Consider the following 26,812-nt stretch of genomic DNA (forward strand, 5'->3'; position numbering starts at 1 on the left):
ACTTCATTAGCAGCATAACAGTCAGAACACCATTTTGGTTGACTTCCAACTTAAGCTGTAGATCAAATCAAAACATAAGTCATTTCAAATTTTAGGTATGACTTATATTTTCATGCATAATTACTTTCTAATGGGTAGAGAAACGATAAGTCTTCCACGGAGTAATACAGGCATCCAGTCGTATGTCCGTTGGCTCGACATCGTCGATGCATTCGATGGGTTCAAACAAGGATACCCCAATTTTTAGGCAATCCGGCCGACATTCAGCCAGAAAGCGATCGTAGAAGCCGCCACCGTAGCCAACGCGGTGTCCCTGTTGATCGAAAATCAGTAAGGGAACAAGGATAAGACTGAATTCGTCTGATGATAGTGGCTGAGTATCAGTCGGTATAGGTTCTGGAATACCCCAGCGATTTTCAACGAGTAGGGTAGCTGGAGACAGCAGGTAGTGGCTTAGTGTGTGCGTGGAAGCATTCGTAACCGGGACGGCAACTTGAAGATGCGAAAAATTTTCCCAGATCCCCCAGATAATAGGCCACGTATCGACTTCGTTCTGACGAATGATTGGAAGAAACGCATGAATAACCCCCGATTCGCTGGCAAGTCGGCTTGCCTTCAGGAATTCGAAAAAATGCTGCGTAAGCAACTGACTACGAACAGAAACTTCGTCAATGGACAGCGCCCGCCGTTGGGCAAGAAACTGCTGCCGTATCGTAGCTTTGATCATGCTGGAACCTAAGTTATTTACAGCTACCGCATCAGACTACTCCAAACAGAGTTGCATGCGGTAATCGAACGGATCGAAGGCGGACAGCATCTTTTGCAGAAACGTCTTATCGTTCAGGTAGAAGGACAGGAAGTTTTCGCTACGTTCCTGTAAGCTGCCATTTGGGAAGAGAGATTCCTTTACGGCCAGCAACTGCCGAACGCCCGTCTCCTGATTGCGTTCTTCTGCCCGTCGCATTTTCTTCTCAAGCCGGGCAACGGCATTGGCAAACCGTTTTGTTTCGGCCAGAACCGCCTTTTCGAGCGTTGGGTCAACCATTTGTGCTTTGTGCAGAATGGCGTCCAGTGCTTTATTTACGGTCTTATTCTCGTTGTCAAATTTCAGCGTATGGCGCGTGTGGTGTTCGACATATTCGCGTTTGAGCTTGATTGTATCCTCAAATAAATCCTCTGGCGTCAGACCTAGTTTGCAGATACGTTTGTTGCTCACAGACGGCACATACATCGCAAAATTACGCGGCATCAGCATCGGGAATGTCGTCTGGTAGTGATCAAAAACGGGCTTCAATTGCAACCAGTAAGGCACTTCTGAGGGGCCACCAATGTAAGCCAGGTTGGGCAGAATCGTTTCCTGATACAAGGGACGTAGCACTACGTTCGGGCTGAATCGCTCAGGATGCTCATCAAGCAGCGCTAGAATCTTACTTTCCGAGAACGTTAGCTTTTTATGCACGACCCGATACGTGCCGTCTTCTTTCCGTTCAATACGCTCGCGAATCTGGTCATCGAGATAAAACAAGTTGATGTCGCGGGGCGCAATAACGGTTTTATAACCCAAAGTCTCTAAGGCTTCCGTTTGCTTGTGCACCAACTCACCTGATTTCTGATTGACAAGTTCGTCACGCATAACCGGTGCAAAAACGCGCTTCAATGCAGCGTCATCCGCGTCTAAACAAACCAGGCCTTCATTGCCAAACAACTCATTGACATAGTATCGGGCGGCATCGGCTAACGTATCATTTTTCAGATAGGCATCTTCAAACAGCGTTAGTTTTTCAGGAATCTGGTTGAACAGGGTCTTTAACTCCTGTGGATTCATGCGCCCAACCGCACCCCGTTGCTCTGTTTGCCAGGCATAATTCCTGCCCATCAACGAGAAATGGTTGATTTCGGCAAAATCGTGGTCTTCGGTGGCCATCCAGTAGACCGGCACGAAATTGTAATCTGGATAGGCTTTTTTGAGCTGTTTCGCCAGATTAATCGTCGTAATCAGCTTGTAAACAATATAAAGCGGCCCCGTAAAGATGTTGAGTTGATGCCCCGTTGTAACCGTAAACGTATTGGCCTGAAGAAGTATCGAAAAGTCGGGTTTGTTAATGAGTCGACTATACTGACGCTCAAGTGCCTTCACTAGAATCTGTCGTTTCGACTCATCAAACGTTTTATCAAGCAACTGTCCCTCAAAAGCAGATAACTCTGGAAAACGGCTGTAGAAAGGCTTTATACTGTCTTTTTTGTTGATGTAATCGAGAAAAAGAGGAGAAAACTGGCCAGTTGAAGCAAGCGGCAGGTACTTACAGTCCATGCAGAAGGGTAGGGTTGCGTTTACCGGATTTTAACAACGAAAAAACCCGCAAGGTTCGGGCTGAGCGCGATGGTCTTGCGGGTTCGTAAAAACTTAGGCGATAACTTCCCCATATAAATCAAACTCCTCTGCCCGATTGATACGCACGTTGGCAAAATCACCCAGGCGAACGTATTGGCTCGCCGGGACAAGAACCTCATTATCAACTTCGGGCGAATCGCCCTCCGTACGCCCTATGAAATAGCCGCCTTCTTTTCTATCAAACAGCACTTTGTAGGTTTGCCCAACTTTATGCTGATTCAATTCCTGCGAAATGCCCTGCTGAACCTCCATTAGTTCATCGGCACGCGCCTGTTTCACATCAGCCTCAATATCATCAGGCATCGAAAACGAGTGTGTATCGTCTTCGTGTGAATACGTAAACACGCCCAAACGGTCGAAACGCATACGTTCAACAAAGTCGTAGGTCTCCTCAAACATGGCTTCCGTCTCGCCAGGATGACCTACAATCAGGGTGGTACGTAGTGTGATGTTGGGTATCCGCTCCCGAATGGTTTGAATCAGAGCTTCGGTTTTTTCGCGCGTGATGCCCCGACGCATAATTTTCAATAACTCCGTCGAGCCAGTCTGGAGCGGCATGTCCAGATAATTGCACACGTTTGGCCGATCACGCATGACGTCCAGCACTTCCAGCGGGAATCCCGATGGATAGGCATACTGCAAGCGAATCCAGTCAATCCCTTCAACGTCAGACAGCCGGTTGATGAGATCGGCTAAATTGCGTTTTTTGTACAGATCCAGTCCGTAATACGTTAAGTCCTGAGCAATCAGGATTAATTCCTTCGTGCCACGTCGTGCCAGTGATTTCGCTTCGGTTACAAGCTCTTCCATCGGGCGCGATACGTGGCCTCCGCGCATGAGCGGAATGGCGCAGAACGAGCAGGGGCGGTCGCAACCTTCGGCAATTTTAAGGTAAGCGTAGTGAGCAGGCGTGGTGAGCAGACGTTCGCCAACGAGTTCGTGCTTATAATCGGCACGAAGCGTTTTCAGCATTCTGGGAAGCTCATTGGTACCAAACCAGGCATCAACGGTTGGCATCTCAATTTCCAACTCGTCTTTATACCGATGTGATAGACAGCCCGTTACGTAAACTTTATCCACAATTCCCGCTTCCTTCGCGTCAATGTAGCGCAGAATGGTATTGATCGATTCTTCTTTGGCGTTGTCAATGAATCCGCACGTATTGATAACGACGATATTGGCATCGTCTTTTTTCGATTCGTGCGTTACGTTCATGCCGTTGCCCTTGAGCTGCGTAAACAGCACCTCCGAATCCACAAGGTTCTTCGAGCAACCGAGCGTGACAATATTGATTTTATTGGTACGTACTCCTTTGGTTTTCATTTAGTAACGCGGGTGGAAACCCGCTTTGAATAGCAAAATCGCGGATATATCCGCGTTACTTAAAATACGGCCTGGTGAGAAATCTCAACGGTTACGTTGGCCATTTCCCCTTTTCCTACACTAACCGGAAAAATATTATTTTTTGTGTCAGAAAGGTTGGCGTACAAGCCTTTCGGCTCTTTTACGATCACAGAGTATCGGCCAACCGGCAGGTAAATGCAAAATTTCCCGTTTTTATCTGATTTGGCAGTCTTAACAGGTTTGGCGTCGCGAACCGAATTGATAAACCCGTTGTCGCCTGCGTCTACCTGACTTATATTCAAAAGAGGAAAAATTAGTACATCGCGTTCCACCGGAATACCGCCGGATTTAGGAGCGCCAGGTCCCGGCATCTGGTTTCCCCGTTTTTCAACAACATTCCCACAAATTCCCTGAAATGTAGTGGCTTTTTTGACTTTTTTACGGACAGGCTTCTGAGCACAAACCGTTAGCGAAAAGCCGAATAGGAGAAGCGCCAGATAGATGAATGTCTTATTCATTTACTTCTTGAAAAACGAATCCACGAACTCCATCTTGTTGAACGTTTGCAAGTCGTCAATCTTTTCACCAACGCCGATGTATTTGACGGGAATTTTGAACTGATCCGAAATGCCAATCACAACGCCCCCTTTTGCCGTACCATCCAGTTTTGTAATGGCTAAAGCCGTTACTTCGGTGGCTTTCGTAAACTCAGTTGCCTGAATAAACGCGTTCTGACCCGTTGAGCCGTCGAGTACAAGGAGTACTTCATGAGGAGCATCTGGCGTGAACTTCTGCATCACACGTTTAATTTTGGTCAGCTCATTCATCAGGTTAACCTTCGTATGCAGTCGTCCGGCGGTGTCAATAATCACTACGTCGGCGCCGATTTCAGTGGCTTTTTTCACCGCGTCGAACGCGACGGCTGAAGGGTCAGTATTCATGCCGTGTGAAATGACAGGCACCCCCACACGGTCGCCCCAGAGTTTGAGCTGGTCAACAGCAGCAGCCCGGAACGTATCACCCGCGCCAAGCACCACTTTTTTGCCTCGTTTATGGAACTGGGCAGCAAGCTTACCAATCGTCGTTGTTTTACCCACGCCGTTAACACCCACAACCATAATGACATAAGGCTTCTTGTCGGCTGGTACGTCAAAATCGTCTCGCTGCAACGTATCGCCAGGATTGGTGGTAGAGAGTAAGGCGGCAATCTCTTCACGTAGAATACGGTCAAGCTCATCAGTGCCCATATATTTGTCGCGGGCAACGCGCTCTTCGATCCGCTTAATTATTTTAACCGTTGTTTCAACACCCACATCCGACGAAATAAGGACGTTTTCCACTTCGTCTAATACCTCTTCATCAACAGTGGATTTACCAACCACTGCCCGGCCAAGTTTAGAAAAAAAACTGTCTTTTGTCTTTTCTAAGCCTTTGTCAAGTGTTTCTTTCTTTTCCTTCGAAAATAAACCAAATAGAGCCATATTATATGGGGCCGCCGTGCGGTCAGTGAGGTGGTCATTTATCAGGCAGATAGCTGTGCATTTACTGCATTAGTCATCTACTGACTGATTCACTAACTGAGGTAACTATTTTTTAACGAAAAAAAGTCCCACAGGGCCAGTTAAGGCTGTGGGACCTATTTTAAGTCGTTGTGCGGAAAGTCGACCAGAGCAGAAACTAGCTTTTCAGCGCAGCCTGTACCTCATCAACCGGAACCATTTCTTCTTTAAAGGTATAAGCGCCAGTTTTAGGCGACTTAACGGCTCTGATGATCTTAGCGAAAGCCTTGCCGTTATCCTTCGTTTTCAGGGTTGCAACTACCTTTTTTGCCATGTCTGTAATTAGTCGATAGTCGGCAGTCGATAGTGAATAGCGTTTATACTACTGACTATCGACTAGCTAACTGAGTTATTTAATTTCTTTATGCAGCGTTACTTTCTTAAGGAACGGATTGTATTTCTTCCGCTCAATACGAGCCGGTGTGTTCTTCCGGTTTTTCGTAGTGATATACCGGGACATGCCGGGAACACCGCTGTCTTTTTGCTCGGTGCATTCCAGAATAACCTGGATTCTATTGGCGCCTTTCTTTGCCATTGCTGAAGTTCGTTTTCTCGATAAGGAGCGCAAAGGTACGAAATTACTTTTATCTAGCAAATACGAAATCTGGAAAAAGTAATGATTTGTAGCTGGTTATCTGAGAAAACGCCAGTATTTTTTGGCTTTCGGTCGCTGGCTTTCGACCTTTGGCAATAGAATGACTACGCAAACAATTCAATACGAATACGCTCCCGGCCATTTTCGGGCATCTGAACCCAGCCTGTATCGACCCGATATGCTGGAAGAGGGCGAGATGATCCTGAACATGGGGCCCCAGCATCCATCAACCCACGGCGTGTTGCGATTTGAAGTCGTGACGGATGGTGAGATTATCGTGGACGTAGTGCCGCACCTAGGCTATCTGCACCGATGTTTTGAGAAACATGCGCAGTCACTGCCGTTTAATCAGACAATTCCGTTCGTAGACCGGCTTGATTATCTGGCTGCGATGAATTCTGAACATGCGTTTGTGATGGGCGTTGAGAAAATGCTGGGCATCCAGAACGATATTCTAAAGCGAACCGAATACATCCGGGTGCTGGTTGCCGAACTGAATCGAATTGCGGCCCATTTTGTCGGTATCGGTACGTATGCGCTTGATATGGGTGCCTACACGCCCTTCTTGTGGCTCATGCGCGACCGCGAGCACATTCAGCGTCTGCTCGAATGGGTGAGCGGGGCTCGGATGCTATACAATTACATTTGGGTAGGTGGCTTATTTTATGACCTGCCGGTTGGCTTTGAGGAGCGATGCCGCGAGTTTATAACGTATCTTAAACCCAAGCTGGTCGAGTTGCAGCAAGTGGTCATCGAAAACGAGATATTTATCAAACGTACGGCCAACGTAGGCGTTTTACCGCTGCCCGTTGCCATTAATTATGGGTGTACTGGTCCGATGCTACGTGGTTCCGGCCTGCGTTACGACCTTCGTCGGGTAGATGGCTACTCAGTTTATCCCGACCTGGATTTTGATATTCCCATTGGGGAAGGTCAAATGGGAACCGTTGGCGATTGCTGGGATCGAAACAACGTTCGGGTATTAGAGTGCCATGAGTCTATCCGTATTATTGAACAGTGTCTTGATAAACTGTTGGGCGACTATAAACGTACCCGCGATTACGATCCACAGGCGGTTGTTCCGAAGAAAATACGGCCGAAGGCTATGGATTTTTATGCCCGTGCCGAAAGTTCAAAAGGTGAACTGGGTTTCTTTTTTCGCACCGATGGCCGATCGGATGTGCCCGTACGTTGCAAGGCGCGGTCGTGTTGCTTTCATAACCTGTCGGTTATCAGCGAAATTAGTAAAGGAGCTATGTTAGCTGATTTAATCGCTATTATTGGATCAATCGACGTAGTAATGGGGGAAGTAGACCGGTAATTTTAGCCCAGAACAGTCTTTGGCTGTTTGTCCGTAAAAGAAAAGAGCCAACCTCGGTTTAAGTTGCTATTCCAGCACCAGAATATTCGGCGTATTTCGCCCTAAGCCATCATAATCTAGGCCGTAGCCTAGAACAAATCGATTTTCGATTTCAAAACCAACGTAGTGAAGGTCGAGCTGCTTTTTCAGCGCAGTTGGTTTGAAGAGCAACGTAGCGATGGCAATTGATGCCGGTTCCTTTTCCTGAAGTTGCTGACAGACCTCATAAAGAGTAAAGCCGGTGTCCACAATGTCTTCTACAACAATCAGATCGCGGCCTGCAATGGATTCGTTCAAACCGAGGATCTCTTTAAGCTGTCCGCTCGACTCGGTAGCCGTGTAAGAGGCTACCCGAATGAACGTAATCTCACAGGAAATGGTCAGGTGTTTGGCTAAATCAGCGGCAAACAGAAAGGCGCCATTTAAGACCACAACAATAAGCGGTTTCTTGTCGGCATACGCCTGATTGATTTGTTCTGCCAATTCCTGAATTCGTGCCTGAATGGCTTCTTCGGTGATAAATGGGACGAACGTTTTGTCTTTAATGGTCATCATAGAGACATCTGTGGGGGGTAAAGATACGACTGATCGTGAGGTAGCAGTTAAAAAAAGATTGTAAAAATAACCATCCATAAACGTACTATCGGTCTATTACGTTGTTTACTAGGAATGAACGCACCGATGGGCTGAAGCCCATTTACAACTAAATCAATCCGGGCTGAAGCCCATAGATACACTTTTTGAAATGAAGAAGACATTGTTGACGGTATGGCTAATGGGGTTTGTTGCAGTGGCACAGGCTCAACTCTACGATCCGTCGGCGTTTGATAAGAAATACGATGGTTTGTTAAAGCACCCCGGTGTTCAGATTGAATCGGCGGAGGCTATCAACCAGATGTATAACTACAAATTCTACGATGCCGATAAGGAGTTTCGATGGCTGCAATTGCGCTATCCAAAACATCCTATGCCGTATTTTCTGATGGGTTTGTCTGAGTGGTGGAAAATTGTGCCCAATACCGACGTAACAGACTATGATGATAAATGCCTGGCGTATATGGACACGACCATTAACCTGGCCGAAAAACTCTATGACAACAGCGACAATAAACTGGAACCAGCTTTTTTTCTGGCTGCGGCCTACGCCTTTAAGGGACGTCTGTACTCGGAGCGTAAAAAATGGACAAAGGCAACATTTGCGGGGAAAAATGCGCTGAAATACTTCGATAAGTGCAAGGGCAATGCTGACTTTAGTCCTGAGTTGCTTTTTGGCGATGGTATGTATAATTACTACGCGCAGTGGATTCCCGAAAATTACCCACTGCTAAAGCCCATTCTCATGTTTTTCCCGAAAGGAAACAAGGTGAATGGGATCAAAGAATTGGAGAAAACAGCTAATTCGGCATTCTATACCCGCGTGGAAGCCCGATACTTTCTGGTTCAGATTTATAGTATGGAGAATCAGTACGATAAAGCGTATCAAATGTCGAAGTACATGAATGAACAGTACCCCGACAATCCTTTTTTCGAGCGATATTACGCTCGATCAGCTTTTGTGATAGGCCATTTACCGGAAGCTGAGCGTATTTCGAAGGATATTCTGGAGAAAGTGGGCCGCACACAATCGGGGTACGAGGGCGTTAGCGGTAGGACGGCGGCCTACATTCTTGCCTATATCAATCACCTGTTTTACAAGAACATACCGGAAGCTAAAAAATATTATCAGCAATCGATTGACTTCGCTAAACAAACGAACTCCACTAATGCAGGCTATTACTGGTCGTCGGTGCTGGGATTAGCGAAGATTGCGACCGAAGAGAAGAATTATGACCTGGCCCAAACGTACTTCAAAGAAGTGATGGACAAAGCGGAACGTAAATCCAACCAATATAAAGAAGCTAAAAAAGCCCTGGACGACGCTAAAAAGTCTCGGAGAGAGGAGCGGAGGAAACGGAGGGATTGAAATTAATGATGAATCATAAATGATGAATGATCTCTCTGGTCAACATCTTCATCATTTATAATTCATCATTAATAACTCATCAAGGAATGGGCAGCACCTTGCTTTCTTTGAAGGTCGACATGATCACCATCGTTTGCGTGCTGGCAACTTCGTCGATTTCGTTGATGACGTCAAGCATTAGTGCCTGGTAAGAGGAAATATCCTTGGAGATAACTTTCAATAAAAAGTCGCCTGAACCGGTGATGTGGTGGCATTCGATAATTTCGGGAATTTCGTTAACCCTAGCTACGAATGTCATGGTTGTTTCTTTTTTGTGGCCTACCAGTGTAACCATAACGAAGGTTGTTACGCCGAGGCCAATCTTCTCCCGGTTCAGCTGGGCGTGGTAGCTCTGAATGATACCTGAGGTTTCAAGTTTTTTAACGCGTTCCAGCGTTGGAGCAGGCGAAAGACCAATTTCTTTGGAAAGTTGGGCGTTGGTGATTTTAGCGTTTGCTTGCAGAATCTCTAATACGTTACGATCTATCTGATCTAATTTTTGGGTCGACATAAACAAAAAAGTCTGTTGAAATTTACTATGGGATGGGGCAAAGCTACTACCTTTTACGATAGAAAATTCTTCAAAGATGATGAATTTTTGAATTTTGCAAAATAAATAGTGTATATCATCTTATTAAACGGCACAATATTAAACTAATTTCAATAGGTGCCAAATCTGGTATTTATCGTTTTTTAATCTTATTTAGTGTTATTTGCCGTTGCTGATCTGATTTAAACCGGGAATTATCGACTGCCGAAAGAGCCTCATGTTTAGTTGAACGCCCTTGTACGCGGGCCCGCCACATGCGCCATGATGATGGCTTTAACGACCGACGCATAAGCGCAATGACTTCCTGCTCTGAACATCCAAACTGCCTGTCAATGGCATCGAAGGGAGTACGATCTTCCCAGGCCATCTCAATAATACGGTCAATATCACTATCTGTTAGGTGTTGTAGTCGGTCGATTGATTTCATGGTATTTCAAACTTACTGTTTCAGCCAAGAGTTTTGTGCCTATGAAAATGCGCAAGAAGTCAGACCTTCCGACGAAGATTTGCCCAGTTTGTAACAGGCCGTTTAGCTGGCGTAAGAAATGGGAGCGCGACTGGGCGAGTGTCATTTATTGTAGTGATGCTTGTCGGGCAGCTAGTAAACAACAAAAAACGACGTCTGAGTAAACGTAGTAGTGCCGGACTATCGTTAATTTTGTTGATTAACCTACGCCCATTGATGCGCTCAATCATTTATTGCTTTCTGTTTCTTGCTGCTGTTGTCGTGTATAGTTGCCGGGAAGCTAAACCCGTTGTTACTAAACGACCAACTACAGCGCCTGCTCGCCCGGTGGTGGCGGCTAAACCAGTCCCTCCGAAACCTGTAGCAATTAAACCCGCTCCAACTAAGCTGGCTGTACCGAAAGTTGTGCTGCCGGCTATAGATACGGTTGAAACAGAAGAGGAGATTGCTAATCGGATATTTCGTTTAAACAGCCCGGCACCGCCAAAGCGTGAGTTTCGGGCGGTTTGGATAGCAACCGTTGACAATATTGACTGGCCGAGTAAAAAAGGCCTGCCCGTTGCCGATCAGCAGCGCGAACTGGTGAACATGTTTGATCAGCACCAGCAAATGGGCCTGAATGCTGTTGTGGTGCAGGTTCGGTCAGCGGCCGACGCCTTTTATGCCAAAAGCTCGGAACCCTGGTCAGAATGGTTGACGGGGCAACAGGGTCTGGCACCACAGCCTTTCTATGATCCGCTGGAGTTTATGATTGAGCAGGCGCACCAGCGCGGGCTGGAATTTCATGCATGGTTTAACCTGGATCGGGCTACGTTCAGTAAAGCGTCCAGCGTAGCACCCACGAACATTATTTACCGGAAACCAGAATGGATGCTGACGTATGGCGGACGCAAGTTATTTAATCTGGGTGTGCCCGCCGTTCGGTCTTACATCGCTGGTATCGTGGCCAACGTAGTGCGTGAATACGATGTGGATGGTATTCACTTCGACGATTATTTTTATCCTTATTCCGAACCGGGCCAAGTGTTACGTGATGATAGTACGTATCGGGCCTATGGCAATGGGATGACAAAAGGTGACTGGCGCCGTGATAATGTGAATAAACTTGTTGTCGAGTTACGTGATTCAATCCGGGCTAATAAGCCGTGGGTCAAGTTCGGCATTAGCCCATTTGGTATCTGGAAAAATCAGGCGAATGACCCTGAAGGTTCAGCTACGAATGGTGGTCAATCCTATTATGACATTTATGCCGATACCCGCAAGTGGGTGCGGGAAGGCTTAATTGATTACATCGTTCCTCAGGTATACTTTAGTTCGGAGTTTGGGCGGGTTCCTTACAAAACGCTGGTAGATTGGTGGACTCGTAATTCAGGGAATTGTCATTTGTATGTCGGGCACGGCGCTTATCGCGTTGGACGCGGTTCTGAGCGTGACCCCGGTTGGTGGCGGCCGACGGAGTTTCCAAATCAGATGCGATATAACCGGCAGCAGCGGGCAGTGTTGGGAAGCGTGTTTTTCAGCGCTAAAAACTTGCAATTGAATCCTTTGTCGATTCGGGATTCGCTGCAAACGAATTTCTACCGACATCCTGCATTGGTTCCTGCCATGCCCTGGTTAGACAGTATTCCGCCTTTACCTCCGCGAGATCTAAAAGTTGTTACATCACCCGAAGCGGTTGAGTTGTTCTGGAATCAACCGGCCGAAGCGATCGATGGTGATGGGGCTAATTCATACCTTGTTTATCGTTTCGAAGGCCGACGCTTACCGGTACGTTTAGACGATCCCCGCTGCATTGTAGGTCAATGCGTAGGCGAATCCTCCACTCATTTCATAGACAAAACGGCTGATCCCAGAAAGCGCTACGTATACGTGATAACGTCCGTTGATCGGCTGCACAATGAGAGCCGCGAAGTAGCGATACGGGTAAGGTAACGCTACTCCATTACGTCACTCATCACCTGATCAATTGGTCGGGCATTGGGGAAAAAGCTGACGAGCTTCAGAAGAATACCTTCCACAACGGCATCGGGGCAGGAAGCACCGCATGTCAGGAGTAGGGTAACCGGGTTGTCTGATCCAGGACCCTCCAGTCCGGGACCCTCCGGTCGGGGAATAAAGTTTTCCGTCACAATTTCCTGTTTCGAATGCGCGTCGAAGTGGCGGATGAGGGTATCAGACAGGATTTTCTGCTCCGACTCAATGAAATAGGTTGGGAGTTTTTCCTCGCAAAGCTCGACAATGTGCGACGTATTGGACGAGTTATAGCCACCCGCTACAATAGCAAAATCAGCGGGATAAGTCAGCAGCGCATATGTAGCGTCCTGGTTGTCATTCGTAGCGTAACAAAGCGTATCTCGGGTATTCGCAAAATGAGCTTCGATATCTTCTCCAGTCAGTGAATATTTCTGAACCATAACCTGCTTCAGATAATCGGCAATGCTCTGGGTATCAGAGGCCAACATGGTTGTCTGATTCACGACACCGATACGTTGCAAATCGCGGGTTGGGTCGAAGCCAACGGAATATTGACCAGCAAATTCGGTATAAAACTGCTCAGTTGGTAACTCGCCCGTAATGTACATGCCCAGTCGTTGAGTCTGGGCCATGTCTTTTACGACAACTGTTGGAGCCGCTTCTTTACTATGCGAGAACGTAGCGCGGGTTTCCTCGTGACTTGGTTTGCCGTGTACCACCACCGAATAATTTTTCTGGCCGATCTGTCCAGCTTTATTCCAAACCTTTTCGACAAAGGGACAGGTGGTGTCATACTTCGCTACGTCCAGCCCTAAGGTAGCCAGCTGATTTTGCGTCTCCAGCGTTGTCCCAAAAGCCGGAATAATGACTACGTCTTCGGGCGTGAGGTCAGACCAGGGCATGAGTTGCCGACCACTGGTGTCCATGATAAAGCGCACCCCTCGATCCTGCAAATCGGCGTTGACGTCGGGGTTATGGATCATTTCACTGAGCAGAAAAATGCGCTTGTCCGGGTTTTCCGCAATGGCTTTGTAGGCAATTTCAACGGCGTTTTCGACGCCATAGCAGAAACCAAAATGACGGGCAATCAGAACGCGAACAGGGCCGAAATCGAGCAGTGTAGGGGTGAAGTCACGCTTTAGCTTATCTCGTTTCCGCCGGAATTCTTTCAGGGGCGAAATAATGCTACTGCGGTAATAGTCTGGTATATCGAAGGATTTCATTGACTCAATGAGTGAATAAGTGAATTAGTGAGTGAATGGCCCGACTGTTGAAACAATGAGGACAACTCATCACGCTTAACTCAATGATAGTTTCATGGATAGAACAGAAGAGGAAAACGCTTCGTTCGATGCCAGGCTAGCGACCGACTGTCAGCTGCCCCAGAATATCGTCCAGATACTCTCGTGAATTGGCCAAACGGGGTACTTTATGCTGACCTCCCAATTTACCACGTTGTTTCATCCAGGCGTAGAACGTACCGGGCGGTACAACGTGAATCCGGGGACGTTTTAGCACCATGTCATTGTAGCGTTTGGCGTCGTAGTCGGAGTTGATTTGCCGGAGTGTATCGTCCAGGATTTGGTTGAACCGTTGCTGGCTAGTTGGTTCCTGAACAAACTCGATTACCCATTCATGAGAGCCATTGGCGCCGTTACTCATATAAATTGGTCCGGCTGTATAATCAGCAATAATGGCTCCGGTGGCTTCGCAGGCTTTCGTAATAGCATTTTCGGCGTTTTCAACGATTACTTCCTCCCCGAATGCATTGATATAATGTTTCGTCCGACCACTCACTTTCAGGCGGTGTGGGTAAAGCGAGGTAAATCGAACCGTATCGCCAACTTTATAGCGCCATAACCCCCCGTTGGTCGAGACAATCAGGGCGTAATTTTTATCCAGCTCTACCTCTTCGATTGTCAGGGCTTTTGGAAAAGGCTGATCCGCTTCCTGAGTGGGTACAAACTCATAAAATATGCCATAATCGAGCATCAGAAGCATTTCGCCAATCCGATTCAGATCATCCTGAATGGCGAAAAAACCCTCCGAAGCGTTATAAACTTCCTGATAACGAACGGTTCTGGACGGAAAAACCTGTTGTTGAAATAGCTCTCGATAAGGCTGGAAATTAACTGCGCCGTGCATCATGACCTCAAAATTCGGCCATACGTCCAGAATGTTTGATTTTCCTGTTCGTGCCAGAATTTTGTCGATCAGCACCAGTCCCCAGGTAGGTGTGCCTAATAGGCTGGTCACATTTTCCTGCGATGTGATTTCGGCCATCCGCTCCATTTTAGCTTCCCATTCGTCCATGAGCGCAATGTCGATGGTGGGTGTACGGATGAATTGCGCCCAACTCGGCAAGTTTTTCATGACAACCGCCGATACGTCGCCAGCCGCGCTGTTGGTGCTATAGGGATTCTGATGCAGACTTCCACCAATGGAAAGCCCTTTGCCCTCAAAGGCCTTGCTGTCTGGGTTGTTAGCTACGTAGAGCGCCATCATGTCCTTGCCACCCTTGAAATGGCTTTCGTCCAGCGACTCGGTCGTAACGGGAATAAATTTGCTCCGGGCGTTGGTCGTACCCGACGATTTGGCAAACCAGCGAACGGGCGAAGGCCAGAGCACCTTGTTTTCGCCTTTCATAACCCGTTCAATGTATGGAAATAGATCTTCGTAACTTGAAACGGGTACCTGCTGCTGAAAATCCTGAATAGTTTTGATCGACTTATATCCATGCAATCGACCCCACTCGGTTCGGCTACCCGCGCGAATAAGTTGAGCAAAAACTTTCTGCTGCATCGCGCCGGGCTGCTTCATAATTGCCTCAATGCGTGGCAATCGCCGTTGCAGGAGCCATTTAAGCGTGGTGTTGAGAAAGGTCATAAGGCTAAATAAGCATAAACTAACCGTGTTGAGCGAGTTAGCGATACAAATTTATAAATATACTGGTTGCTTTATAAGTTGGTTGCCCGATCTGGATAATCAGAAATCAGTCCATCGACACCCCATTTTTTCAGGCGTTTCATGTCATCGCGCTGGTTCACTGTCCACGGAATAACTTTCATGCCCTGTTCGTGTAGCCTTGCAATTTTATCCTGGCTTAGTAATCGAAAATGCGGACTGTAAATAGCTGGTTTAAAGCCAAGTTCTTCCAGATTCTTTTCCGGACTGTGCAAATTTTCAACTAAAGCTGCTAACCGTACGTTTGGATATTTGCCTGCGTCGGCTTGCTGTTTCCAGTGCTTTAGCGTAGCAAAGTCAAAACTTTGAATAACTACCCAATCTGGCTCTATTCGATCCTTTAAGACTGCCTGAACAAGATCGCAAAACGCGGCTGGCTCCGGCTGACTCTTGTTATACTCGGAAGGTTCACTTTTGATTTCGATATTGTAGGAAAAGTTAGGCAAGTTTCTTCTTTTTCGATAAGCTTCGGCTTGTTCAATAACCTCGCTCAAGAGTGGTTTATAGGTCTTGATCTTTTGCTGTTCAGGAAAGGACGTATTGCCCTTCGAGCCGACATCGTATCGTTTTACGTCAGCGTAGTCCATTTGATAAATAACCAGGCTTTTCTGCTCTTTCTTCCCAACGGGATTCCCATCTGGCGCAATGCTATAGGCCGCGTTTAGGTACGGCTCATGCGAAACGACTACGTGCTTGTCTTTGCTAATCACTACGTCCATTTCCAGCGTTGTGACGCCCAGGTCCAGCGCTTTCAGGAAAGCTGGGATGGTATTTTCGGGCATCAGCCCCCGGCAGCCTCGGTGCCCCTGTAGATCAAAGACAGGCGGATCTGCCTGAGTGAGAGTGGCATTGATCATACAAAACAAGAGTACTGAAAAACGCATAGGGTAGGGGAAATGCTACCAAAAGTACACTTTCTTTTCTAGTTGAAATTCTTTTCTACAACGCGGGTGGGAACAACCCGCGAGGATTGTGACAAATAACCACTGCCATAGTTGAACTCGATTTTTCGCTTTTTACCGTTAGTCGTAGGTTGAACTAACTGCGAATCGGCTGGCTTTACCCGCTGATACGTCACCGGGTTGTTCGCTTCCTTAAACACACGTAGTGGTCCGTTGTTTTGGGTTGCTACGTAATAAAGCTGTCCATTGGCTAATAAAATAGACGCCAGGGCCTTCGCATCACCATCGACTACAAACCCCGAATTTGCGGGCCTTAAGGATTTGAAATGCCCTTTGCCATCGCCGACCAGGCATAAACCCAAGCCAGCGTCCTGCCATCCTGATAGCACTTCGGTGGCATAGTCATTGCCAATCAGCAGGATATCCAGATTGCCATCGTGATTGAGGTCCGTTGTTGCACTGCCGAAGACGGGCGAAAATTGGGCCTCAATAGGCAGATTGTGCAGTACCAGCGTACCGGCCCGGTTCTCAATGTAAGCCGATGATAGGTAAGTAGCTCGCTTAATAACCGCCTGCTTCTGTTCATCTGCCGACAGTAAGCTGGTTAAGGTTGTCTGTCCATAAGCCGCATAGGAGGTCATTTTCTTTTTGAAGGACGGAATCTGATCAGTCAGTACATCGCGGGGATGGAATGGGTATTCGACGTTCCCATTGAATACGCTTAGGATTGGGTCTAACGTGCCATTTTTGTCGTAGTCTGCCGCATATACGGATACGGGCTGGTTGGCTGACGCCTGCAATCGACTATTCAAACCCAGATTGCCTGCTACGTAATCCATATCGCCGTCGTTGTCAAAATCACCCGCTGTCAGACTATTCCAGAAACCAACGGCTTTTGCCAGTTCAGGCGTTTGCATGGGTATGAATCGTTGACCCTGCTGGCTTTTGAATACGGTAATTGGCATAAACTCACCCGCCAGCATCAGGTCGGGCCAGGAATCGTTGTCAACGTCGGTCCAGAGTGCCGCACAAATCAATCCGGCCTGACCAAGACCGGGTGCCAGTTGGTCCGTTACGTCCGTGAAATGCACTTGTTCGGGTTGACCGGGTCGGCTATCGTTACGTAGCAAATAACTTCGGGCAGGCTCCGGGTAGCGCTGCGGCACAACGCGACCTCCTACGAATAAGTCCAAATCACCGTCATGGTCGAAATCGGTAGCGATAACACACGATCCGCTGGACATTGTGTTGGGAAGTGCCCTGGGTGATACCCGAAAATTACCTTTTCCATCGTTCAGGTACAGGCTATCCTGATAGATCGCTTCGTTCTTACCAAATTCGGTGCTGCCGTTGACGGTATATAAGTCGAGATCACCGTCGTTATCTGCATCGAACAGCAATACGCCGGTTTCTTCGGGCTTCTTTGCTGATCGGTCTTTCCGCAGGAACTTTGGCGATCCAGCCTTCTGATTTGGCTGTTGCAGAAAAAATGTACCGCCTTTATTGGCACTTCCTGCTACGTAGATATCATCCAGCCCGTTTCCATCTACATCGCCGATGGCCATACCCGGCCCAAGCTGTGAATGCTTATGCGGAAGTAGCGTTTGCTGGGCTTTGTAATCGACAAAATCATCTTCCTGATGCTGAAAATCAAGCCCAGCCAGATTAGTTACCTCGGTCAGCAGCGGGTTTGCAGGTGATTGCAGTTGCATAAACGTTGACGATTGCAGTACCGCCTTACGTTCATCCAATGTCAGGGTTTGATTGGTCGCTACGTTCCTGAGTAGCTGGCCAGTGCCGTTTGGCCATACGATCTTCAGCGAATCAATGCGTTTGGCAGAGCCTAGACCCAAATGAATGCCCGACGGCATGGTGGATTGATACCCGCGTTGGCGCGTGTACTCGGTGTACTGTAGGTGGCCACCCGCCCAGATGGCAACTTTAGCCCCTAATCCTTCCAGATTACCCGGTTTGCCCGACAGATTTATTTTTAAAAAATGATTTGCCGATGCGTCTTTTGTCTGTTCGACGGTTTGGTTCCGATAAATAAAAGCGGGATCGTTGATGTTATTCATAACCAGATCCATATCGCCATCATTGTCGAAGTCGGCGTAGGCGGTTCCGTTTGTAAAGGATGACTCGGTCAGGCCCCAGTCTGGTGCGACATTGGTGAAGTGCAGACTATCAGGGTGTCCGTTTGCATTGTTATGAAACAGGAAATTTGGCTTGTAAACAGGCTCCAGGTCTTCAATACGTTTCAATAACTGCGTACGTCGGCCGGCGTCGGTGCCAAACATGCCCGCATCCCGGTTGTAGCTGGTGAAATCCAGATCAGTAATGTCTTTTCGATATCCGTTCGTAATTAATAAATCCCGGAAACCGTCATTGTCCAGATCAGAGAAAAGCGCACTCCAACTCCAGTCGGTGGCTGCTGTGCCGGCCAGATAGCCAATGTCACTGAAGAGGGGCAAGGAGCGTGGAGCATGGCGCACGGGGCTTTGAGAAAGGGACGCGGTATTTATGGCCTGGAGCTTGGTACTTGGAGGTCTGACTCCCTGCTCCTTACTCCCTGCTCCGGGCCCCACACTCCTTGCCCCTTCCCAAAACCCTCTGTTCAGTTGCAGTACGTTGCGAATGTATTGGGGTTGGTAACCGAGTCGCCGGGCCATTTGAAAGCGGTCGTAGGGAATTGTTGAGAACATGGTTTTCTGCCGCTGGTTGTCGTCGGGTAGCATGTCCACTACGGCAAGGTCGTTCAATCCATCGTTATTGATGTCGGCCATGTCCATGCCCATGCTGTTATGGCTCTGGTGCTTAAGCGTCTCGGCAATGCGATTACTAAACGTTCCATCGTGGTTGTTCACCAGCCAGACATCATTTGACTGGAAGTCATTTGCTACGTATATATCGGGCCAGCCATCCTGATTCACATCGTTGACGATGACACCCAATCCCCAGCCTTCGTGCAGTAAACCGGCTTGCGTTGATACGTCGGTGAAGTGGGGTAGGGCATGGGGCATGGAGCGTGGGGCATGGTTTAACGCTCGCTGCTCCTGGCTTTCCGCCCCAAGCGTTATCCCATCATTCCGAAAAAGTTTATCCCGGCTTCGGGCGGAGCCGTCGTTATGGGGGCCTATGACGTTGTTTCGGTTGAAAGCTTCCAGTGCGTTGGTCAATAGAAAAACGTCTAGATCACCGTCATGGTCGTAGTCAAGGAAGGTGGCTTGAGTAGAGTAACTCGAATCGGCTAAACCGACGGCTTGGGCTGATTCCTCAAAACGAGGAATGCCGTTGGCGTCGTTGCCCTGATTCAGAAAAAGAAGGTTAGGAACCGCCTGATTTCGGTTAGGATGAATGGTTGATAGGTAGATATCCTGTCGTCCATCCTGATTAATGTCGGTTACGGCTACACCCGTACACCAGAACTTTGTTGAGACACCGGCTGGAATGGTTATGTCGTCAAACTTGAAGTTTCCCCTATTCAGATAAAGTCGGCTCGACACCTGATTTCCGGCGAAAAACACATCCTGTAGGCCATCTCCGTTGAAATCGTCTATTCCAACGCCCCCACCGTTATAAATGTACTCGAACTCCAGTACGTTCAACGAGTCACTTTCGGTGATGGTATTGGCAAAATCAATGCCGGTTTGACTGGCGGTTAGTCGTTCGAATCGGGCAGGGCGGTGGGTACAGCTGACCAGCGTAAGCAAAGTTATTCCGGTCAGCCAGAGGAAGTAACGCATGGGCGAAATGTAAATAAAATCCCCGGCTTGGCAACGCATGCCCGCCGGGGATTTCTCCACTTTAGTTAACAATCATAGGTTAGGTTTTTTGCCTGGGGTCATGTTACGTTGTCAGGCAAAAAATCTTGGGTTAATACCCTGGATTCTGATCTTTCTGCGACAGCTTGCTATTGTTGTCCAGCTCCTGTTGTGGAATTGGCAACAACTCCTGCTTGCCTTTCACGAAGTACGAAAGCGGCTCCGCTTTGAATTTGTTTTGGGCTCTCCAGCGCAAAATATCGCGATTGCGAATTTGCTCACCCGCCTGTTCAACCCGCTTTTCGTGCATAATCGCGCGAAGGACTTCATCTTTGCTGTTAACGGGGAATTTTGCCGTTGGATAAGCCGGCATGGCCACACTTTTTCTGGCCCGGATCTGATTCAGCAACGTAATGGCATTGGCCGTGTTACCGGTTTCATTTTCTGCTTCGGCCATCATAAGCAGCACCTCGGCGTAACGAATCAACCGCATGTTGATGCCTGAAGTATAAAAGGTTTCGTTGTTTTTATACATCGCCGTGTATTTCCGCCAGCTAACTTTCTGCGCCACGCCATTGAAAAGAATCGTATTGCCCTGCACCTGCGAATCCATCAACGTATTCAAACCATTGTTATACGTATCGCCAATGAAATAGAAATTATATTTCAGGCGTGGGTCAGTTTTGGCGTCGCCTTTGGCTGTGTGTTCATATTCAGCCACCAGGTTCTCCGACGGAATCAGGTTGCGCCAGCCAATAGCCGAATATTCCTGACTCCGGGTCATGTTTTCGTTAGCTCCGTTATCATTTCCGTCGGCATCCCAGTTGAAACCGCCAACCAATGAGAAGCCGATTTCAAAAATTGATTCCGAATTGAATTCAGTCTCTTCAATGAAATTGTCCATGTACTCATCGGTCAACTTGTATGTTCCGGAGCTAATAATTGACTGAAGTTGGGTTTTGGCACTTGCGTAGTCGCCTTTTTGCATGTAAACCCGTGCCAGCAGCGACTGAGCTGCTCCTTTGGTTGACCGACCAAGATCGGCTCCACTGAACGTAGCGGGTAAATCGGCCTGAATAGCCAGCAAATCAGTGGTTAGTAACGTATAAATTTCGTCTACTGACGCTTTTGGCTTTGTACCATCGACATTCGTTACGTAGTCGGCATACAGCGGTACTGCTCCCCAGTTGGTTACCAGGTCGAAATAGGACAGTGCCCGCAGAAATTTGGCTTCGGCTACAATTCGCTTGGCCAGCGTTGGATTGTCTTTAACTGACGCGCCATTATCGATCACCACGTTCGCCCGGTGTATGGCTCGGTAGAGTCCATTCCAAACCGAAAATGCGACTGCATTCGTCGGATTTTGAGCACCAATCAGGATCTGGCTTCGGGGCGCTTCCAACTGCCCTCCACCCGTCGCTACGTCGTCGGAGCGCAGGTCGTTCAGGAAAAACCACTCCCGGCCAGTCAGGTTCGCACTTTGCCAAATGGCATATACCGAATTGACACCTTTCAGCAATTCATCCGAAGTTTTGTAGTAGTTATCCGTAATAACCTGATTGGGATTCACTTTATCGAGGCTGCTGGTGCTGCATCCGAAGAACAGCCCCATAGCCACTATACCCGTGGTCCAGTATGTAGATTTCATAATGACTTTGTTTATATCTCGTTCGTTAAAAACCAATTTGCAGCCCTACCATAAAGGAACGAGCCTGCGGAAACTGGCCATAGTCGATCCCATTGGTCAGCGTAGGATTCGTATTGCTGGTACGAGATCCGACTTCGGGATCATAGCCAGTATATTTTGTAAACGTCAGCAGGTTGGTAGATGCCAGATAAATCCGTGCCCGGCTGAGTGTTCCGCGCGAGAAGGATTGCAAGACCGTAGCCGGTACAGAATAACCAATACTGAGGTTTTTCAGGCGCAGGTACGAACCATCTTCAATAAAGCGATCCGATGTGCGGGTGTTTCCGTTGGGATCGCCGTCAACCGCGCGAGGCACGTCGGTACTGGTGTTGGTGGGTGTCCAGGCACGTAGCACGTCGGTACCCGCATTGAACAACCGCAGCATACCCTGTTCGAGGACTTTTACGCCGTTGTAAATCTTGTTGCCCTGCACACCCTGAAAGAACAGCGACAGATCGAACCCCCGATAATTGGCTGACAGGTTTAGACCGTAGGTGAATTTTGGGAGAAAACTGCCCAGATTCACACGGTCACTGGCGTCAATTTTGCCATCGCCATTCGTGTCAACAAATCGGAGATCGCCCGGCTGGGCATTGTCCTGCGTTGGTGCAGCTTTAACCTCATCCGCATTCTGGAAAATACCCGCAACCTTGTAGCCATAAAAGTACTGAATGGACTGGCCCGCTTCGGTCCGGGTAATGTCGCCCCCGCCGTAATCAGCATTGGCCCCGTTCAGCAGCGGAGATACCGTTGGCCCCAGACTCAGGACTTTATTACTGATAAAACTAATATTGCCCGACGCGTTGAACCGCAGTGCACCTTTCGTTTTGTTATAGCCCAGCTGCATTTCCACACCATTATTCCGCATACTACCAACGTTCACAATGGGCGATTGCGTGTAGCCGATGGAAGGAGCAATGGGCTGATTCAGGATCAATCCATCCGTATTCCGCTGATACACTTCGGCCGACAACGTAATACTGTTGCTGAACAAGCCCAGGTCCAGGCCGAAGTTGCTCATCTTCGTTACTTCCCAGCGTAAGTCGCTATTACCCAGTCGGTCGAAATACGTTCCCTGCGTCCGGCTGTCGCCAAAAATGGCGTTGGTGTTTTGAGAAACAGCTACCTGCCACGAGTAATCGCCTATCCCATTGAAGCCCATTGTACCATAACTGGCCCGCAGCTTTAACTCTGAGATGGCTGGTATATTTTTCAGAAAGGCTTCTTCGCTGACACGCCAGCCTGCCGATACCGATGGGAAATTACCCCACTTATTACCGGGTGCAAATCGCGACGATCCATCGCGACGGAACGACGCGCCTACCAGGTATTTGCCCGCATATTCGTAGTTGATACGTCCCAAGTAGGATTCCAGTACATTCTCTGACCGGGTACCACTCAAGCCTGCGCTGGTACTGACAATGCCGTTCAATTCGCGGATGGCATTTGACGTAGCCTGCCCAGTGCCAATAATTTCGAGACTCGTGCCCGCCTGCCGTTCGGCCACGACCACGGCGTTGACGGAATGTTTGCCAAATGCTTTCTCATACGTCAATTGGTTCGAGATCAGGGGAGATGCGTAGGTAAGACGGTCATCTGACAATTGAGCTAACGCACGAGCGTTGAAACTCTCGCTATAAATCGGCAGGAATGAGTAGGTTCGGGCCGTTACGTAGTCGATACCACCACGCAGCCGGTACGTTAGTCCATCAATAATCTTGACGTCAATATAAGCGCTGCCCAGGATTTTCATCCGTTGCGTTTTACTTTGATCCTGTAGTGCAGCCCGCACAGGATTCTGCGGGTCAGTACCGTCTGAACCATCTGGACCACGATAACCGCCCAGCAATGTAGGATCTTCGATTGGCATGTACGGCGTCATGCGAATCATATTCTGAACCTGTGTTCGTCCACCCGCGCTTACTTCATTGAGTTTGTCATCGTATGAAAGAGTAAGCGTTTGCCCGAAAGAAAAACGTTTACTGATAGTATGATCGGAGTTGATGCGGAAGTTGCCACGCTTGTAGCCTGTACCAATCATGATTCCCTGCTGATTGAAGTAACCAACTGATGAATAGAAGCGTGATTTTTCGTTGCCGCCCGATAACTGCACGCTGTGCTGCGTAATCGGCGCGTTGCGGAAGACCGCTTTTTGCCAATCTGTGTCAGTCTGGGCGTAGGTTTGCGTCGCCCCGGCATAGATGGGCTGATTCAGGTTGCCAAACCGGGCCGGGATCGGCTGACCAGCATTGGTACGTAGTGCTGTGCCGAACTGGATATATTCATCGCGATTCAGCAGATCGAGTTGCCGCCAGGCGGTTTGTGTACCCACGTAGCCATCGTAATTGACATGCAGTTTACCATCACCAGTTCCTTTTTTTGTGGTAACGATAATTACGCCGTTGGCCGCCCTGGAGCCATAGATTGCTGCCGATGAAGCATCTTTCAATACGTCTACTGACTCGATATCACGGGTATCGAAGTTGTTTAAATCACTCGTCGGAAAGCCGTCGATCACGTACAGCGGATTTGCGGCATAGTTGATCGAACCAATGCCCCGAATACGCACAATTGGGGTTTCGCCCGGAGAGCCGTTGCTGGTCACCGTTACCCCCGGCACACGTCCCTGAATGGCCTGCTCAACGCTGGGAACAGGCAATTGTGTGACTTCCTGTGAGGAGACCGACGATATTGCCCCCGTCACCGATGCCCGTTTCTGGGTACCGTAGCCTACAACAACGACTTCATTAATGGACTTGACATCGTCAACGAGCGTAATATTAATCCGGCTGCGGTTCGCTACGGACACTTCCTGCGAGGCATAGCCCACAAAGCTGAACACCAGTGTGGCATTATTGGGCGCATTCAGGCTGTATTCGCCTGATACATTGGTAGTTGTGCCCCGCGTTGTGCCTTTCACGACCACACTTACGCCAGGAATGCCCTGTCCACTTTTGTCAATCACCTTGCCTGTGACATCTTCCAAGGGTTGAGTTGATGTCATCGACCAGCCAATACGCTCTAACTTGTCAATTGTCCGGTTGGGCAGGGTCACGGCTTCGGTTGTTTGATCGGCATTGGTTTTGGTTTCGATCTGCTCAATTTTACGAAAAAGCCGTGGGCTCTTTTCCTTCGTTGGCACGATTGCATAAAACTTTGGCTGGACTTTTCGGTAAGTTAATCCTTTGCTAGTCAACAGGTTGGCTAGCTCTGTTTCCAGGTTCTCGCTATGCTGGTTAACCATAACCACTTTCGTGTTAACCAGGTTGGTCGGGTAAATGAACGAAACACCATAGTATTTTTCAAGTTCACTTAAAGCACTTTTTAGAGTCAGCAAGCGCGTGTCGGCTTCCCGATTTTGATACGTAGTGTATCGACTGCTGGAGGCCAAAAGTTGCGCTTTCAGGGGCAGAACGCCAACCATAAGCAGCGATCCAAGCACAATTAGTTGTTTAGTCATGGTAAAAAAGGGTTGAGTCATTGAATGATAATTCGATTTGATTCCTGAGTGATATGCAGGTCGAATAGGGTAGCAAGGCCGTTGAGTATCGTTTGCATCGATTGATTTGGAATAGTACCAGATACGGTCTGCCGTCGTAAATCGGGATCGGCGATAACCACCGTTACGCCGTAAGTATCTTCCAGCATCTGCGCTACCTCCAGCAAACTCGTCCCGTCGAACGTGAGCTTGCCAGTCTGCCAAGCCGATTGAGCCGATGCATCAACGCGTTTACGATAGTAAACTTTGGCTTTTACATCCGCGTAAAACAGGTCGCCGGGCCGCATAACCAGTTTTTGTTTTGCCTGATCGCCCACATCAAGGCGGATTTTCCCATTATTCAGCACCACTTTTGACCGATTTTTACGGGCCATTACGTTGAATTGGGTTCCCAGCACTTCAATATTTAGTTTATTAGGAAGGTGGACTACAAATCGTTCGTGATTGCGCTGATGCGTTACCTGGAAAAAGCCTTCACCATCGAGCCAGACTTCGCGTGTTTGATGGCTGGACCATTGGGATGCATAGCGTAGGCGACTGTTGCCATTCAGCGTCACGGTCGAGCCATCGGGTAACGTTAGCTTATCAATTTTGCCGAATGCCGTCTGATGAATTAATTCGGCAGGATTCAGGTATCGATACCCCCAGAAAGCACTAGTCGCTAGCAGGAGCGCTCCAACGAAAATAGCCGCCCAGCGCATGGGTTGAGCCCAACTGTTTAAACGTCGTACAGGTACGTCATCTATTGAATCGGGAGTCATCCGCTGGCGAATGGCGTTCAGCATCTGTTCTGCATTGGGGCCGGGAACGTTGGGTGGGGCGTGCCAATCAGCTTTGCCGAGTTGATCGTCGAGCCGATGCATCAGGTACGTGTGCCCTTCGCCGGTGTCGAACCAGTCTAATACGTGTTGGGCTTCCTCGGGCGTAACCTGATTCGCAAAATAGCGTTGTAGTAGTTGTTCGGTCATTAAAGTATAGGAACATCCAGTATGCTCACTATACACCACACAGCATAAGAAGTATTATTGGAAACGAAAAAATAATTCAGGGTTAATTGCAAAAAGTAGCAACTAAAATAATCATAGCCTCAATGCCAGCATGTTGGCGTAAGTAGTCGCGGAGAAATCGACAAGCCTGATAATATTGAACTTTGACCGTATTGATGGAAATCTGGAGTTTCGACGCTACCTCTTCGTTTGACAGACCCTGTTCGGAACGTAGCATAAACACCAATCGCCGTTGTGCCGAGAGTTGGCGCAAGCCATCCCGAACCACCTTTGCATAGTCATTTAATATGAGCGTTTCTTCGGTTGTGGTATCAGCTTCGGGTTGAGTGGCGAGATGATTCAGGTGGCGCAGAATAGCGCGTTTATTATCGCGAATCAGATTCAGTACCTGATGACGCATGGCCGTTGCCAGGTAGTTTCTAACGGATTGGGATTCATCTAATTGAGCCCGGTTAATCCATAATTTCAGATAAACTTCCTGAAGCGCATCTTCGGCCAGCGCAGGGTCTTTAACGTACTGAATCGCAATACTATACAGATAATGGTAGTAGCGTCGAAACAACGTCTCGAACGCAACCTCGTCATGTTGTTTCAGGCGAAGCGCTAATTCCTTATCTGTCAGTTCCATAGTGTTCGCTGAGGGAGGATCTGCTCAGGGCGATAGGCAAAAACCATGATTTGAATCGTCAGTATCAACAAATGTAAAAAAGAATTGTCCAGGTTAGGAAAAGAATACTTTTTATTTGGTGG

The 26,812-nt window shown here is 48.2% G+C and carries 22 protein-coding genes; 4 read left to right on the top strand and 18 right to left on the bottom strand.

The window, feature by feature from the left end; all coding sequences use genetic code 11:
- Positions 1 to 127: 127 nt before the first annotated feature.
- From BM202_RS10245 to rpmG, 7 genes are all read right to left on the bottom strand, one after another.
- A complete protein-coding gene (locus BM202_RS10245) occupies positions 128 to 727 on the bottom strand; it encodes a 5-formyltetrahydrofolate cyclo-ligase (RefSeq protein ID WP_093825616.1) in 600 nt (199 codons plus the stop codon).
- Between the two features lie 36 nt (positions 728 to 763).
- On the bottom strand, positions 764 to 2,311 hold the full coding sequence (gene bshC, locus BM202_RS10250) for a bacillithiol biosynthesis cysteine-adding enzyme BshC (RefSeq protein ID WP_093825618.1): 1,548 nt from the start codon (positions 2,309 to 2,311) through the stop codon (positions 764 to 766).
- A 93-nt stretch (positions 2,312 to 2,404) separates the two neighbouring features.
- Positions 2,405 to 3,715, bottom strand: coding sequence for a 30S ribosomal protein S12 methylthiotransferase RimO (gene rimO / locus BM202_RS10255; protein WP_093825620.1), 1,311 nt, complete (start codon positions 3,713 to 3,715; stop codon positions 2,405 to 2,407).
- Positions 3,716 to 3,774: 59 nt separating this feature from the next.
- Complete coding sequence (locus BM202_RS10260) at positions 3,775 to 4,254, bottom strand: hypothetical protein (protein ID WP_093825622.1); 480 nt, start codon at positions 4,252 to 4,254, stop codon at positions 3,775 to 3,777.
- The gene (gene ftsY / locus BM202_RS10265; protein ID WP_093825624.1) at positions 4,255 to 5,217 is read right to left on the bottom strand and encodes a signal recognition particle-docking protein FtsY; all 963 of its coding nucleotides are present in this window, start codon (positions 5,215 to 5,217) and stop codon (positions 4,255 to 4,257) included. It abuts the gene before it with no gap.
- 196 nt (positions 5,218 to 5,413) lie between these two features.
- On the bottom strand, positions 5,414 to 5,569 hold the full coding sequence (locus tag BM202_RS10270; protein ID WP_093825626.1) for a DUF4295 domain-containing protein: 156 nt from the start codon (positions 5,567 to 5,569) through the stop codon (positions 5,414 to 5,416).
- A gap of 75 nt (positions 5,570 to 5,644) precedes the next feature.
- Entirely contained in the window at positions 5,645 to 5,830 is a 186-nt protein-coding gene (gene rpmG, locus BM202_RS10275; RefSeq protein WP_012929817.1) for a 50S ribosomal protein L33, read from the bottom strand.
- Positions 5,831 to 5,990: 160 nt separating this feature from the next.
- Between rpmG and BM202_RS10280 the strand changes: the two genes are divergently transcribed.
- A complete protein-coding gene (locus BM202_RS10280; protein ID WP_093825628.1) occupies positions 5,991 to 7,211 on the top strand; it encodes an NADH-quinone oxidoreductase subunit D in 1,221 nt (406 codons plus the stop codon).
- A 66-nt stretch (positions 7,212 to 7,277) separates the two neighbouring features.
- On the opposite strand, the gene hpt is transcribed toward BM202_RS10280, so the two are convergent.
- Positions 7,278 to 7,805 (bottom strand): hypoxanthine phosphoribosyltransferase, encoded by a 528-nt coding sequence (gene hpt, locus BM202_RS10285; RefSeq protein ID WP_093825630.1) that lies wholly within the window; start codon positions 7,803 to 7,805, stop codon positions 7,278 to 7,280.
- Between the two features lie 190 nt (positions 7,806 to 7,995).
- Here hpt and BM202_RS10290 point away from each other — a divergent pair, with 190 nt between their 5' ends.
- Positions 7,996 to 9,213: a tetratricopeptide repeat protein gene (locus BM202_RS10290; RefSeq protein ID WP_093825632.1), complete on the top strand. Its 1,218-nt coding sequence runs from the start codon at positions 7,996 to 7,998 to the stop codon at positions 9,211 to 9,213.
- A 79-nt stretch (positions 9,214 to 9,292) separates the two neighbouring features.
- Here BM202_RS10290 and BM202_RS10295 read toward each other — a convergent pair whose 3' ends face one another.
- Together BM202_RS10295 and BM202_RS10300 are read right to left on the bottom strand one after the other, a co-directional pair.
- On the bottom strand, positions 9,293 to 9,763 hold the full coding sequence (locus BM202_RS10295) for an Lrp/AsnC family transcriptional regulator (protein WP_093825634.1): 471 nt from the start codon (positions 9,761 to 9,763) through the stop codon (positions 9,293 to 9,295).
- Between the two features lie 172 nt (positions 9,764 to 9,935).
- The gene (locus tag BM202_RS10300) at positions 9,936 to 10,229 is read right to left on the bottom strand and encodes a TIGR03643 family protein (protein WP_177236553.1); all 294 of its coding nucleotides are present in this window, start codon (positions 10,227 to 10,229) and stop codon (positions 9,936 to 9,938) included.
- Between the two features lie 47 nt (positions 10,230 to 10,276).
- Between BM202_RS10300 and BM202_RS10305 the strand changes: the two genes are divergently transcribed.
- A complete protein-coding gene (locus BM202_RS10305) occupies positions 10,277 to 10,432 on the top strand; it encodes a DUF2256 domain-containing protein (RefSeq protein ID WP_093826259.1) in 156 nt (51 codons plus the stop codon).
- 52 nt (positions 10,433 to 10,484) lie between these two features.
- Positions 10,485 to 12,200 carry a glycoside hydrolase family 10-like protein gene (locus tag BM202_RS10310; RefSeq protein ID WP_093825636.1) on the top strand — a complete coding sequence of 572 codons (1,716 nt, stop codon included), beginning with the start codon at positions 10,485 to 10,487 and terminating at the stop codon, positions 12,198 to 12,200.
- 2 nt (positions 12,201 to 12,202) lie between these two features.
- On the opposite strand, the gene BM202_RS10315 is transcribed toward BM202_RS10310, so the two are convergent.
- The 8 genes from BM202_RS10315 to BM202_RS10350 form a co-directional block, all read right to left on the bottom strand.
- On the bottom strand, positions 12,203 to 13,465 hold the full coding sequence (locus BM202_RS10315) for a 4-hydroxy-3-methylbut-2-enyl diphosphate reductase (RefSeq protein WP_093825638.1): 1,263 nt from the start codon (positions 13,463 to 13,465) through the stop codon (positions 12,203 to 12,205).
- 136 nt (positions 13,466 to 13,601) lie between these two features.
- The gene (locus BM202_RS10320; protein ID WP_093825640.1) at positions 13,602 to 15,128 is read right to left on the bottom strand and encodes a GH3 auxin-responsive promoter family protein; all 1,527 of its coding nucleotides are present in this window, start codon (positions 15,126 to 15,128) and stop codon (positions 13,602 to 13,604) included.
- A 71-nt stretch (positions 15,129 to 15,199) separates the two neighbouring features.
- Complete coding sequence (locus BM202_RS10325; protein WP_093825642.1) at positions 15,200 to 16,090, bottom strand: glycerophosphodiester phosphodiesterase family protein; 891 nt, start codon at positions 16,088 to 16,090, stop codon at positions 15,200 to 15,202.
- A gap of 38 nt (positions 16,091 to 16,128) precedes the next feature.
- Positions 16,129 to 19,911 (bottom strand): VCBS repeat-containing protein, encoded by a 3,783-nt coding sequence (locus BM202_RS10330; RefSeq protein ID WP_143100675.1) that lies wholly within the window; start codon positions 19,909 to 19,911, stop codon positions 16,129 to 16,131.
- Between the two features lie 70 nt (positions 19,912 to 19,981).
- On the bottom strand, positions 19,982 to 21,517 hold the full coding sequence (locus BM202_RS10335) for a RagB/SusD family nutrient uptake outer membrane protein (protein WP_093825647.1): 1,536 nt from the start codon (positions 21,515 to 21,517) through the stop codon (positions 19,982 to 19,984).
- 25 nt (positions 21,518 to 21,542) lie between these two features.
- A complete protein-coding gene (locus BM202_RS10340) occupies positions 21,543 to 25,016 on the bottom strand; it encodes a SusC/RagA family TonB-linked outer membrane protein (RefSeq protein ID WP_245776609.1) in 3,474 nt (1,157 codons plus the stop codon).
- Positions 25,017 to 25,033: 17 nt separating this feature from the next.
- A complete protein-coding gene (locus BM202_RS10345; RefSeq protein WP_093825651.1) occupies positions 25,034 to 26,023 on the bottom strand; it encodes a FecR family protein in 990 nt (329 codons plus the stop codon).
- 82 nt (positions 26,024 to 26,105) lie between these two features.
- Positions 26,106 to 26,690 (bottom strand): RNA polymerase sigma factor, encoded by a 585-nt coding sequence (locus BM202_RS10350; protein WP_093825653.1) that lies wholly within the window; start codon positions 26,688 to 26,690, stop codon positions 26,106 to 26,108.
- Between the last annotated feature and the right edge of the window lie 122 nt (positions 26,691 to 26,812).

The organism is Spirosoma endophyticum, from assembly GCF_900112365.1.
GTDB classification, from domain to species: domain Bacteria; phylum Bacteroidota; class Bacteroidia; order Cytophagales; family Spirosomataceae; genus Spirosoma; species Spirosoma endophyticum.